The following is a 12,849-nucleotide window of genomic DNA, read 5'->3' as shown; positions in this document are numbered from 1 at the left end:
TTTCTCTTTTGAACTACTCCCACAGGATAACAGAATCCAAACCGAAGTCACAACTGGAAGGTCTTTGTACCCGTTCCAGGTGGTATAATTTAGGTTTTCGCGATAAACGGGAGCAGATAGGTGAAAGACCAGATTCTGATAAAAGGCGCCAGGGAACATAACCTGAAGAATATAGACCTGGCCCTTCCCCGGGACAAACTTATTGTGATTACAGGACTTTCCGGCTCCGGCAAGTCCTCGCTGGCGTTTGACACCATATACGCCGAGGGCCAGCGGCGGTATGTGGAATCCCTGTCCGCCTACGCGCGGCAGTTCCTCGAACAGATGCAAAAGCCGGACGTGGATTATATCGAGGGTCTTTCCCCGGCCATCTCCATCGAGCAAAAAACCACCAGCAAAAATCCCCGTTCCACGGTGGGCACGGTAACGGAAATATACGATTACCTGCGTCTTCTCTTCGCCCGGGTGGGGAAAGCCCACTGCCACAACTGTGGCCGGGAGATAGCCAGCCAGACAGTCCAGCAGATGGTGGACCGGATAATGGAGCTTCCCGAAGGCTCCAAGGTACAGATTCTTTCGCCGGTGGTGAAAGACCGCAAGGGGGAATACAAAAAAGAGCTGGAAGCGTTTCGCGCCAAGGGGTTCATCCGCGCCCGGGTGGACGGGAAAATGGTGGACTTGGGGGAAGACATAACCCTCGACAAGAAAAAGAAACACACCATAGAGCTTATAGTGGACCGGCTGGTGATAAAAACCGGCCTGGAACGCAGGCTGGCCGACTCGCTGGAGGTGGCCCTGAAAATGGGGGAAGGGATAACGCTTGTGGACGTCAACTCCGAGCGGGAGTTGCTGTTCAGCGAAAAATTCGCCTGCGTCCATTGCAACATAAGCTATCCGGAAATAAACCCCCGGATGTTTTCGTTCAACAATCCCCACGGCGCGTGCCAGGAATGTTCCGGCCTGGGCCAGAAACGCTACATAAGCGAAGACCTGGTGGCGCCCGACGAAAGCCTTTCCCTGCGGCAAGGCGCCGTAAAACCCTGGAGCCGGAAGACCGCCCTTTATTACACCCAGATGCTGGAGGCGGTGGCCACCCATTTCAATTTCTCCATGTCCACCCCGTTCAACAAGCTTTCCAAAAAGAACCGGCAGGCCATTTTGCGCGGCACAGGGGAGGAGGAGATTAAGTTCTTCTTCGAGAAAGACAACCGCCGTCACTATTACATGGGCGCTTTTGAAGGGGTGATGGGCAACCTGGAGCGCCGTTACAAGGAGACCGACTCCGAGGCCATCCGGGAAGAGATTGAACAGTACATGCGGCTGGAGGAGTGCGCCCGGTGCAATGGGAAAAGGTTGCGGCCGGAGGCTCTGTCAATTACCGTGGGCGAAAAATCCATAATGGACGTGTCGGGCATGTCGGTGAAGGAGGCGGTGGCGTTTTTCGACGGGCTAAGCCTGGACAAGCAGAGCCTTTTTATCGGCCAGCGGATATTAAAAGAAGTGCGGGAGCGGCTGGGATTTTTAAAGGACGTGGGGCTGGAATACCTCACGCTGGACAGGCCAGCCGCCAGCCTTTCCGGCGGCGAGGGCCAGCGCATCCGGCTGGCCACACAGATAGGCTCTTCGCTGGTGGGGGTGCTGTACATTCTGGATGAACCATCCATCGGGCTCCATCAGCGGGACAACCGCAGGCTGATAGACACCCTCATAAGACTCCGCGACCTGGGCAACACCGTGGTGGTGGTGGAGCACGACCGCGACACTATCATGACCGCCGATTACATAGTGGACCTGGGGCCGGGCGCCGGAGTGCACGGGGGCGAGGTGGTGGCCGAGGGGACACCGCAGGGGATAATCAATAATCCAAAGTCCCTCACTGGCGCTTACCTTTCCGGCTCCAGAAGCATAGAGGCGCCAAAAGTCCGCCGGAAAGGCAATGGCAAACAGCTTGTAATAGAAGGGGCCGCCGAACACAACCTGCAAGGGTTCGATGTGACCATCCCGCTGGGAGTGTTCACTTGCATCACCGGCGTTTCCGGTTCGGGCAAGAGTACGCTTCTTTTCGATATCCTCTATAAGGCGCTGGCCCGCCAGTTCTGGGGAAGCCACGAGAGGCCCGGAGTCCACAAGGCCATCCGGGGGCTGGAGTTTATCGACAAGGTGATAGACATAGACCAGAGCCCCATCGGGCGCACGCCCCGGTCCAACCCGGCCACTTACACCGGGGTGTTCAATTTCATTCGAGACCTTTACAGCAAGCTTCCCGAGGCGCGCAAACGTGGTTACGAGCCGGGGCGGTTCTCGTTCAACGTGAAAGGCGGCCGGTGCGAGGCGTGCCAGGGGGACGGCGTAATAAAAATCGAGATGCACTTCCTGCCGGACGTTTACGTCACCTGCGAGGTGTGCGGCGGGCGGCGGTTCAACCGGGAAACGCTGGAGATAGAGTACAAAAGCAAATCCATCGCCGACGTGCTGGACATGACCATCGAGGAGGCTTACGAGTTTTTCAAAAACCACCCGTCCGTAGAGAACATTCTGGAGACCCTCAACGACGTGGGGTTGGAGTATATCAGGCTGGGCCAGTCGGCCACCACATTGTCCGGCGGCGAAGCCCAGCGGGTGAAACTTTCCAAGGAACTGTCCAAGCGCCCAGGCGAGAGCACCCTTTACATTCTGGACGAACCCACCACCGGGCTCCATTTCGAGGACATCAAGAAACTGCTGGAAGTTCTAAACCGCCTCACCGAAACCGGCAACACCCTGATAGTTATTGAACACAACCTGGATGTGATAAAGACCGCTGATCACATAATAGACCTGGGCCCCGAAGGGGGCGATGGCGGCGGCCAGATAGTGGCCTGCGGAACGCCTGAACAGGTGGCCAAAACCCCCGGCTCCCATACGGGCAGGTTCCTGCGGGAAGAGATGGGCCGCCGGAAAAAAACGGTCTAAATAATGGGCAAAAACGATGCCATGGTGGGCCCGGCCAAACCATGACGCACATGTTGTTGGCGCCCTTCGGCTTCGCTCATGGTGATATTTTCCTGCTTCACCGGGTCGCCCGGCCCCGCTTTTTCAAAAAGCAAAAAGAGTACCGTGGTGAGCAACCACGGGGAAGAGGCAGGATAAAGGTTTTAACGGGTCATAATATGGCGCCCATAGCCCGGTTGGTGTATCATCGGCTGGCGCTGGCGTTTTACCGGCGCGGATCAAGTGAATAACGCCACATCTCCATTGTTTTGGAAGTGAACAATCTTTTCGAGCACGCGCTGGTCAACACGCTGAAAGAAGCCTTGGGCCCATCCGCACAGGTGACGCTCACTGACAACCGGCGCACATTCCTATCTATTGTCCGGGGGAAATCCGGCGTTCACGCGCGGATTTCCCGCCTTTTTTCCATGGCCGACCAGACTACCATCCACAGCCTGGCCCAGTTTTTGCGTGGTGAGACGAAAAAACTGCCGCTGACCGTTAGAAAATTCATAGACACCCAATCGCTTCCGCAGGAGGCGCGGAAAAAGGCGCTAAAGGGATTAAGGACCGCCGGTGAGGTTTACGATCTAAAAGACCTGGCCGAGAGCGTAAACCGGAGACTTTTTAACGGCGAACTTTCATGCAAAATCGCCTGGGGGGACATACCATCCCGGAAGACCCGCAGGCGTGGTGGTTCCATCATGTTGGGGTCTTACGACAAGGATTTGGACCTCATAAGGATACATCCCGCGCTGGACAATACGGACGCGCCCAGGTTTTTCGTGGAGCACGTCATTTATCACGAACTGCTTCATAAAAAGCTTGGTGTGGCGCGGGACGAAGAGGGCAGACGGCGGCCCCATGGGGCGGAGTTCCGAAGAATGGAGCGGCTGGACGAAAACCATCCCGTGGCAAGGGAATGGGAGAAGAAAAACATATCTCTCATTTTCAAGGTCCGGCGCAAACTGATAAAAAGGCAAGATGCCGCCCGGCGCGGAAATTGACATCGGCGCGGCGGTAAAAACCCTTCGCCGCATCGTAAAACAATGGAAAACCCCGGTGGTCACCACCTATTCGCGGGGAAGCGCGCGCCCGGCGTTCCATGTGCTGATAAGCTGTATCCTGTCGCTCCGCACAAAAGACACACAGACCGCCCAGGCGTCGGCGCGGCTTTTCGCCGTGGCGGACACGCCGGAAAAACTTATGGAACTCGCCCCTGCGCGGGTTGAAAAACTCATATATCCCGTGGGGTTTTACCGGAACAAAGCTGTCGCGGTGATTGAGGCCAGCAGGGTTATCGTGGAGCAATACGGCGGGAAAACACCGGACGAAATTGACGAGCTGTTAAAGCTGAAAGGGGTGGGGCGCAAAACCGCCAACCTGGTGGTCACATTGGGTTATGGCAAACCGGGAATTTGCGTGGATACCCATGTGCACCGCATCAGCAACATTTGGGGCTACGTTAAAACAAAAACCCCGGAGGAAACCGAGTTCGCCTTGCGGGAGAAACTTCCCAAACGCTACTGGATAGAGTTCAACGACCTGCTGGTGACTTTTGGGCAGAACCTTTGTGCGCCAGTATCCCCCTGGTGCTCAAAATGCCCACTTGCCGGTGAATGCCCCAGGCTGGGGGTTAAACGCTTCCGGTGAGCCGCCAATGCCCCGCGTGTGCTAAAATCCACCCTATGTTTTGGTCAAACTGGCAGGTGGTTGGATGAGCGAACATGACGCGTCGCTATGCCTTTACGTGAGCGGCCAAAAGGGGGAGGAGAAGGTGTATCCCCTCAACAAGAACGGTTTGTTGATAGGGCGAGACCCCGCTTGCGAAATCTGCCTTCCAGACACATCCATATCGAAAAAACACGCCCGTGTGCTGGTGGATAACGGGCGGACGCTCATTGAGGACGGGGTGGACGGCAAACGCTCCAGCAATGGGGTGTATGTGAACGACTCCCGCATCACAACCCCCGTCACATTGCGTGAAGGTGATGTGGTTAAGATGGGCGTGCTGAGGTTCGACGTGAAATACACATCCTCCATCACGAGCCCGTTGACTCTCCCGGAAGTTACAGACCTTCCGGCCTTAAAACTTTTCCTTGAGCGGGGCGACCTGCGCAAAGTGAGGGAGGAGGACGTGCTGGGCCGCGTGGCCGGGCTCGGGTTAGGAGGGGCCGCCTTGAACCAGGCGCTGGACGAGGCGCTGGACAGGGTTATGGACCGCAACGAGCTTTGGCGCGTGGCGCTTATATCCAAACTCAAACAGAACGCCACGCCGGTTTCCGCCGCCGCCGGGAGGAAAAGCCAGACGGTTAAACCACCTGCCCCCGCCTCGTTCAAGGATGCGGATATGACAATGATGGATATGGGCATAAGTTCCTCATCCATCCGTCAACAGGTGGCCAGGAAAAAGGGGAAGTTTGCGATTATGGCGGTTTTGGCGGCGCTGGCCATCGTTATGGCGGTTATTTTCTATTTTTGATCGGAAACGAAAATGGGAATTTCAAAATTCGACGAGCTGTTCAACAACCAGGACTATCGCTCCCTGAAAGAAAAACAGAAGAAGCTTTATTCCCTTACACTGGCCGTGGAGAGGAAAAAGAACCTGTATGCGGAACTGGAAGCCCGGTACAGGGCGCAAATGGACGAAGTGGCGAGGACAGTGGACGAAATGGAGCGGAGCATAAGCCCGTCGGCCAAGGAGGCTGAGGAGCTTATAGAAGACCTTAAGTCCAGCCTCCGGGAGGTTTCCGAGAATGTGCGGTCGCTGAAAAAGGAAATAATGATTAACCGGATGCGGAGCCAGTCCGGCGAGTACGACAACGCCAGTTACGTGGCCCAGCGGGACGAGATGTGCCGGGCGCTTTCCTCCGAGTCGGCCAATGAAAGCTGGATACAGGACGGGCTGGCGTTCCTGCGCAGGGTAGTCAACAGGCAGGGAGGGGACGAGCTGAGGGTGGCCGGGGAAAAGTCCGGCAAGGAAAAGATAGTAAGAACCCAGAAACTGTCCGCGGAGGCCCTTGTGGAAAAGGAATTCGGCCATGATGAAGTGAAGTTCGGCCAGCCCGAGGCTAAGAAGGCGCCTGAAAGGGCATCTGAGCCCGCGTTAAAAACGCCGCCTACTCCCGTGCCTTCCACGCCCCCTCAAAACGGGGCGAAAGATTTTGACGGCGACAAAACCATGTCCATCCCCGAGGAAATGGTGGGTTCCGATCCGCAACGGTTGCTTGAGCCGGCCTTAAGAGTGCAAAAGGGGGACTCGTGGGAAAGGTATCCGCTGAAAAAGAACCGGGACCTGAACATTGGCAACGTGCGGAACCCGGAAAACGACATTTGCCTTTACGACACCCAGGTGTCCCGCCGTCACGCGAAAATAGTTTACGACAACGTGACCGAAAGCTGGTTCTACGTGGACATGGGTAGCACCAACGGCTCGTCATTAAATGGCAAACCTTTGAACCCCCACGATCCAGCCCTGCTCAAGAACAACGACAACATTATGGTTGGCGACACCAAGGTGGCCGTGTATATTCCGTAGTGCCGATGGGGCGGGGCATGCCTTGACTTGGGCCTTAGGGGTTTGATGACAACGTTTGAAAGGCGGTTTTCGCCAGGTGACCCTTTAACGAAATGAAGGTATGGCAAAGGACTATTACGAGATACTAGGCGTTCCCAGGGGGGTGTCGGATGAGGAACTCAAGAAAGCCTACCGGAAGCTGGCAAAACGATGGCATCCAGACAAGAACCTGGATAATAAGGATCAGGCCGAGGCTAAATTCAAGGAAATCAGCGAAGCCTATGCCGTGCTTTCCGACAAGGATAAACGCGCCCAGTATGACCGGTTCGGGCATGACAGGTTCCGCCAGACCTTCAGCCGGGAAGACATTTTCAGCGGCGGCTCCATCCAGGACATCCTGCGGGAAATGGGAATGGGCGGTGATATGTTCAGCTTTATTTTCGGAGGACCCGGCGGCGGAGGGACCCGGTTCGAAACTTACACTTCCGGCGGCGGCAGGGGGGGCGGATTCGGGTTCGACCAGTTTGGCGGCGGATCCTCGCGCGGGCAGGATTACGAAACGTCCATAACCATCACCTTGCATGAGGCAATTTCCGGGTGTGAACGTAAAATTACCCTCCAAACGCCGGAAGGGGTCCTTTCGGTGGCGATAAAAATCCCCGCCGGGGTAGAGACCGGGGCCAAGCTCCGCGCCAGGGGCAAAGGGGGCAAGGCTACGCGCGGCGGCCAGCCGGGAGACGTTTACATTGTGGTTAACGTGGCCGAAGACCCGGTTTTCAAACGGGAGGGCGCTGACCTGTATGTGGACGCCCCGGTGCGCTACTCCACGCTGGTGTTAGGGGGTACGGTGGCCGCGCCCACATTGTCCGGCGAGCGGCATTTAAAAATTACCGCGGGGGCCGATCCTGAAAAGCTTATCCGGATAAAAGGGCAGGGCGCGTCCAAAATGAAAGGGGGGCATGGCGACCTGTACGTGAAGCTGAAAGTTTACGCCCCCGCCCATCCCACCGAGGAACAAAAGAAACTGGCGGAAAAGCTCGCGGAAACGGGTTTATAAAAGGCGCTTTCGCCCGGGATTATTTCAATCGCTTACGGACAGTTATAACTGCGCTGTCTTACGCCGCTAGCGGCCCATCCGCCGCGCCATATACGGGAACCAGGAATATCCCTTCATAATCCAGCCCGGGGCGGTTCACGCGGACAACGACCTCCCAGTAAAGGATATCCTGGGGGGCTCCGCCAAGGTATGTGGAGGGTCCTTCCGGCGGAAGATCAAACGCCAACGTGGCCCGGCCGGAGGGTGAAATGGTGAGCGGCCGGGTATCCGAGTAATGCTTGGTGGTATAGAGCATGGTTTCGTTCCTGTTAAAGGATCGCCGTGTCTCCCATTTTTCCCTGACCTGCCGCAATTCGGCCTCCGCCTTGGTCCCCGCCAGAACCTGGCTCCCGACAAAGACCGCTTCCAAACGTTCACCCAACAAGTAAGGAACCGCTCCATATATCAGCCTGCCTGCGCCAAACCGGAAAAACCGCGAGGCTTGGCGCAAGACAAAAAAGAGCAGTACCAGCCAGATAATATCAAGAATCCCCAAGGGCAAAAAAGCGAGCCTCGCCTCGGGAGTGTTGTAAGCCAACCAATGAAACGGCGCAAGCCAGATACCGTTAACCAGCATCCCAGCGCAATTCTTGAGCAATGCCAGGGCCGCCCCATCGTTTATTCCGGCGCGGGGCCAATGATAATCCCTCATCCATGCGGCTGGAGCATGACGGATGGACCGGGCAACGGCCCAGTGATAGAGCCAGACAGATCCTTGTAACAAGCCGGTGATCAGGCATATGCCCCCTATGGCAAGGGCGATATAATCCATGTCGCCGCGTACATGCAACGCAGGGCGGGTCAAAATCCGGCCCAGCAGGCCGATTCCCACTAGCACGCATATGGCAACAACGACAAGCGTCATGGCGCCGGACGCACGCCACTTTGAGGCGGGGCTTGTGGTAAGGCTGTGCGGCGGATCAAGATAGGGCACGATAAAGTCTCCGGCTTGTTTATCAGCCCTTCTATGCCGATTTCTCTATGTCTATCATTTCGCTCCCGCGCACGTAGGTGGTGGGCACCACTTTCGACAGCCGCGAGAGCTGGTGGACAATTTCTTTCACCCGCATGGAAAGGCTCAGCACATCGTCCAGCGCCTCGTCCAGCTCGTTGGGTTTCAGCTTGCGCCAGTCGCGCAATAGCTCCACGTTTCCTATGATGCCGGTGAGAGGGTTGTTTATTTCATGCTGGAGGGTGATGGACATTTTCAGCGCCGCCTCCAGTTCCTTCTTGGCCGCAAGCTCGTCTTCCAGCGATTTTATCCGCAAATGAGCCGCCACCCGCGCCAGTAGCTCTTCGGGATTGAACGGTTTGGTGATGTAATCGTTGGCCCCTATGTCCATCCCGTGGAGCTTGTCGCCGATCTCGCTCTTGGCGGAGATCATTATGATGGGGATGAACTTGGTGGCGTCGTTTTCCTTTATCCTCCGGCAAACCTCGAACCCGTCTATGTCGGGCATCATGATATCCAGCAGAATAAGGTCCGGCGAGTAGTCGGTTACTATTTCCAGCGCCTCCCGGCCGTTGTTGGCCACCCTCACATGGAAGTCCGGCCTTTTGGACAGGGTCATCTGCACAAGAAGCGCTATGTTCGGGTCGTCATCGACTACGAGGATTTTGCTCATCACGCCGTTTTAAGACATTTACGCCAAATTTTACTGTATTTTAACACCATGTTAACTTATTAGCGATGTATTTGACAAAACAGGCGGAATTTTAACCCGATGGAACGCAGGCGCCACGCCAGGGCCAACATGATAATCCAGGCCAGGGGGTTCGTTTTCCTGGATGGCGGCAGGGTGTTTCCATTTTCTGGCGAGGTGCGAAACCTTTCCATGTCCGGCGCTGGGATCTCATTGAGCGCAGATTCGTCGGAGCGGTTCGCCATAGTCATGGAGCGGGGGCTAAACCTGAACGGTCTGGCGGCCCAAATGCAGGTAATCAGTTATGTGATGGACAATTTTACCGTTTCAGGCCAAATAGCCCACGTTCTGCCGGGCTCCGGCGGGAAAACGATAGGGATAGAGTTTGATCCGTTGGAGGATCCCATAAAAACGCACATCGCGAAAATAATTGAACTGCAACCGGAGATGGGCTCCAGCCATCCGGAAGAAAAGGACGGTGTGGAGGTTTACGCCTTCGAGTCGTTCGAACAGTTCACCAAGGAATTAACGCCGTTCGTGATAACCTCCGAGAAATCATCCCCCTTCACCATCGCCGGGGAGGTGTTCATGTTTTCCGGGATGCACATCTCCGATACAGGGGAGATCCATATGGACTGCGTGGAAAGCCAGAAGCGGCCCGGAAATATCTATTGCCCGGACTGCGGGGAGTACATAAACCCCGCCACCCTTATTTAACAAGCGTAGCTACGCGCTGGGGCTGGAAAAGGAAATAAGGGTACCGGCGTTCAGCCACCGCCTCTATTTGATCCACCAACGACGCCAGGGCGGCCAGTTGATTGGTCAGGCTTCCCCTCTCCTGCGCCAAAGCCGCCGTCATGCTGGCATTCAGCTCTTTTATTTTCAGCCCCAAGGTTTTTTTGTCAGCGCCGGTTTTCAGGATGGCCCCCACAAGGCGGGCCTTCTCTTTCGCCATTGCTTTCGCCGCTTGCCCGGCCCCATATTTTTCGGGATGCTGTTCCATGTCCCTCATGGTAAAGGTTATCTGCGCGATTCGCGGGGCTGGGTCTTCCACTTGCGCATCCAACGCCATGGTGGCTGAAAGACAGCCATAAGCCGGTGGTATTACGCCGGGATAAAACCTCCTGATTATGGCGTCGGTTATCAAATCGTATTTTGCGCCCCCCACGCCGTGGATGAAAAAACCGCACACGAAAAGGCGCATGTACATTGAAAGGATCATGGCTTTGGGCCTGATGGCCAGTGTTCCTTCAAACAGGCGCTCCAACGGGATTTCACCCGGGGTTTCACCGGAAATAAATATCCCCCCCGGGCGCGATGAAACGAAAAGCCTTTCCCGTTTTTTCCCGTTCACAAGCCAGAATGGGGTTTCCACACTATCCCCCCGGGCCGTCAAGTCCGGAAACGGATTTGCGGGGTATCGGAGTTTTCGTTCTTTACGGTACCGGGCCAATTCATCGTTATAAATAGCGGCCAGCTCCGCGGCTCTGCGGAGCATGTCGCTGGCGAACACCCGGAAAGCCCGGGTTTGTACCATTAATGAAACGGGTATCTCCAGACAATCGCAACCGGCGGGCCTCTGCCACGCGCGCCGTAGCAATATGGCCCTGGAGGTGTAATCAAACCCGTCGCATGGAGTCCCGCCGCTGACGCGGCTCAAAAAACTCCCCATAGCTTCCTTGTGGCTTCCAAGAAGCGGGTGGTCTAGTGATTTCCCGGACTCTAAAAGTTTTTCCATGAACCGGAGCCATGGCTGATGGGGAACGGTTTCGAAAAGGTTGGCTCCTCCGGCCGGGTATAGCGCCACGGTTTTTTTTGCCACCAGCCCGTTGTCCACCAAGGGGAAAAGCGCCTCGCCGTTATCGAACTCGTCGGAATCCACCGAAACGAAAAGGGCGGCGGAGCCGGTCTCTCTTGCCATCCTTGACAGCGCAAAACCTTTCACCGCCACGCCGGGATGATAAAAGCCGGGCTGATGTCCTGACGCAATTATTTTTACGCTTCCGCCCGGTCCAGGCGTCTCCACGCCAAGTCTGCGGGTATAATCCACGGCCAATTTTAGCGTTTCCCGCCGGGCTTCTTCAGCCAGCTTTGATAGTTTTTCGCCCTCCACCGGAGCGTCCATGGGCGCCGACACGTTTTCCTGAAGCAGTCTGCCGTATTCTTTTTGCGGAGGCAGGGCGAACAGGGCTCCGTTTTCCGTGGGGACGGCGAATGAAAAATGGCTCAAAGAATTATGTCCCGCACGGAGGCAAGGCCCAGCGGCTCTTTGAGCATGACAGGCTCGCCGTATTTAACGCCGATGAGGCTTCCATAATGGGAGGCGTGGGCGGTGAGTTTCTCTATCAGGAACTCTTCCCTGCCGTTGGCGGCGAACTGGGATTTGTAGGCGCGGGCGGCTTCCAGCTTTTTTTCGAACGTGGAAGAAACGTCCAGAATGAACGCCGGATCAACCTGGAGGTTCAGATGCGACGCCAGGAACAGAAACTCTTTTTTGGGGTACCACGGCTCACCTTTCATATCGGTCTTTGTGAGCTTGGCGTGGAACCGGGCCTTGTGGGCTATTTGCCACGCGGCCATGTGGTCCGGGTGGGCGTCGGTCTCGCCGTGGAGGAAAATCATTTCCGGCCGCAGTTCCCTGTAAACCTCCGCCACTTTCACACGGGCCTCCACCGTGTCGGTGAGCGTCCGGTTGGGCAGGTCCAGGGTTATGCGGGTTTTCACCCCCAGGATCTCTGTGGCTTGGGCGCATTCCTTCGCACGGGTCACTGGGTCCCCTTTCGGGGTGGGTTCGCCATTTGTAAGGTCCAGCAGGGCCACAGAAAACCCCTCTTCCACAAACCGGGCTATGGAGCCGCCGAAACCTAGCTCGATGTCGTCCGGGTGCGCCCCAACGGCGAGGATATGGACCATCGCTGAATCTCCTTTTCGATTACCTGCCTGTAATATTCGAACCGTTTTTCAGGGTCGTCCAAAACGGCTCCGAAGGAGCGGTTTAAATTTTTATATATTCTCGGGATTGGAGCCTCTTTTACCGACAGGCCAAACTTGAAAGCCTGTATCCAGAATTGCAGGGGCTGGGCGTATCCGGGTTCGTCAAGCGCAAGGGCGCGAAGGGCTGAAACCCGGTAACATTTGAATCCGCAAAAAGAGTCCGTCAGGTTGAACCCGGTGACTCGGTTTATGATGTCGGTGATCCTGCGGTTTATGGAAAGCCTGTCGCCGGGGGCGGGGTCGTTCTCCAGCCTCTCGGTCAGGTAACGCGAGCCGGACAACACGTCATAGCCGCCGATGGATGAGAACATCTGGGGTATCAGGGCCGGTTCGTGCTGTTCGTCGCAATCCATGGTTACCACCAAGTCGTACCCTTCGTCCATGGCGTACTTTAAGCCGTCGATAAGGCTTTGCCCATACCCCAGGTTGCGGGTGTGGGAGAGTATTTTGAGCCAGCCGAGGTTTTTGAGGGCTTCCGCCGAGCCGTCAGTGGAGCCATCATCCACCGCCAGCACGTCCCCCGCGTGAAAGGCCCTTATCCTCTCCATCACGCTTCTAACCGTGTCTATCTCGTTATAGACCGGCACAGCCACAAGATTTCGCGTCATCAGAACGATGATACAACAGAG

The 12,849-nt window shown here is 56.2% G+C and carries 12 protein-coding genes; 7 read left to right on the top strand and 5 right to left on the bottom strand.

From position 1 onward, the window contains the following. Positions 1 to 120 precede the first annotated feature (120 nt). From uvrA to HY751_06750, 6 genes are all read left to right on the top strand, one after another. Entirely contained in the window at positions 121 to 2,952 is a 2,832-nt protein-coding gene (uvrA, locus tag HY751_06775) for an excinuclease ABC subunit UvrA (GenBank protein MBI4666093.1), read from the top strand. Positions 2,953 to 3,245: 293 nt separating this feature from the next. Beyond that, a complete protein-coding gene (locus tag HY751_06770; protein ID MBI4666092.1) occupies positions 3,246 to 3,977 on the top strand; it encodes a hypothetical protein in 732 nt (243 codons plus the stop codon). Continuing rightward, positions 3,955 to 4,623 carry an endonuclease III gene (locus tag HY751_06765; GenBank protein ID MBI4666091.1) on the top strand — a complete coding sequence of 223 codons (669 nt, stop codon included), beginning with the start codon at positions 3,955 to 3,957 and terminating at the stop codon, positions 4,621 to 4,623. The genes HY751_06770 and HY751_06765 overlap by 23 nt, the downstream gene beginning before the upstream one ends. A 64-nt stretch (positions 4,624 to 4,687) precedes the next feature. Further along, positions 4,688 to 5,452 carry an FHA domain-containing protein gene (locus tag HY751_06760; GenBank protein ID MBI4666090.1) on the top strand — a complete coding sequence of 255 codons (765 nt, stop codon included), beginning with the start codon at positions 4,688 to 4,690 and terminating at the stop codon, positions 5,450 to 5,452. 12 nt (positions 5,453 to 5,464) lie between these two features. Next, positions 5,465 to 6,508, top strand: a complete 1,044-nt coding sequence (locus HY751_06755; GenBank protein ID MBI4666089.1) for an FHA domain-containing protein — start codon at positions 5,465 to 5,467, stop codon at positions 6,506 to 6,508. 100 nt (positions 6,509 to 6,608) lie between these two features. Then, positions 6,609 to 7,544: a DnaJ domain-containing protein gene (locus tag HY751_06750; GenBank protein ID MBI4666088.1), complete on the top strand. Its 936-nt coding sequence runs from the start codon at positions 6,609 to 6,611 to the stop codon at positions 7,542 to 7,544. Between the two features lie 58 nt (positions 7,545 to 7,602). Here the strand turns inward: HY751_06750 and HY751_06745 are convergent, their stop codons facing one another. Both HY751_06745 and HY751_06740 read right to left on the bottom strand, forming a co-directional pair. Further along, positions 7,603 to 8,448: a hypothetical protein gene (locus tag HY751_06745; GenBank protein MBI4666087.1), complete on the bottom strand. Its 846-nt coding sequence runs from the start codon at positions 8,446 to 8,448 to the stop codon at positions 7,603 to 7,605. A gap of 100 nt (positions 8,449 to 8,548) precedes the next feature. Beyond that, entirely contained in the window at positions 8,549 to 9,208 is a 660-nt protein-coding gene (locus HY751_06740; protein ID MBI4666086.1) for a response regulator, read from the bottom strand. Positions 9,209 to 9,307: 99 nt separating this feature from the next. On the opposite strand from HY751_06740, the gene HY751_06735 reads away from it, so the two are divergent. Further along, positions 9,308 to 9,943 carry a PilZ domain-containing protein gene (locus HY751_06735; protein ID MBI4666085.1) on the top strand — a complete coding sequence of 212 codons (636 nt, stop codon included), beginning with the start codon at positions 9,308 to 9,310 and terminating at the stop codon, positions 9,941 to 9,943. Here the strand turns inward: HY751_06735 and HY751_06730 are convergent. Genes HY751_06730 through HY751_06720 form a run of 3 tightly spaced genes read right to left on the bottom strand, consistent with a single transcriptional unit; the run spans position 9,936 to position 12,828 of the window. Further along, positions 9,936 to 11,456 (bottom strand): hypothetical protein, encoded by a 1,521-nt coding sequence (locus tag HY751_06730; protein ID MBI4666084.1) that lies wholly within the window; start codon positions 11,454 to 11,456, stop codon positions 9,936 to 9,938. The two genes, HY751_06735 and HY751_06730, sit on opposite strands and share 8 nt — an antisense overlap. Beyond that, a complete protein-coding gene (gene bshB1 / locus HY751_06725; GenBank protein MBI4666083.1) occupies positions 11,453 to 12,139 on the bottom strand; it encodes a bacillithiol biosynthesis deacetylase BshB1 in 687 nt (228 codons plus the stop codon). The genes HY751_06730 and bshB1 overlap by 4 nt, the downstream gene beginning before the upstream one ends. Continuing rightward, positions 12,091 to 12,828 (bottom strand): glycosyltransferase family 2 protein, encoded by a 738-nt coding sequence (locus HY751_06720; protein MBI4666082.1) that lies wholly within the window; start codon positions 12,826 to 12,828, stop codon positions 12,091 to 12,093. Before HY751_06720 ends, bshB1 begins: the two co-directional genes overlap by 49 nt. Between the last annotated feature and the right edge of the window lie 21 nt (positions 12,829 to 12,849).

The organism is Nitrospinota bacterium, assembly GCA_016208975.1.
In the GTDB taxonomy this organism is placed as follows: Bacteria; Nitrospinota_A; UBA7883; order UBA7883; family JACRLM01; genus JACQXA01.
The sequence above is the reverse complement of the archived record's forward strand: the minus strand, read 5'-3'. Positions and strand labels throughout refer to the sequence as shown.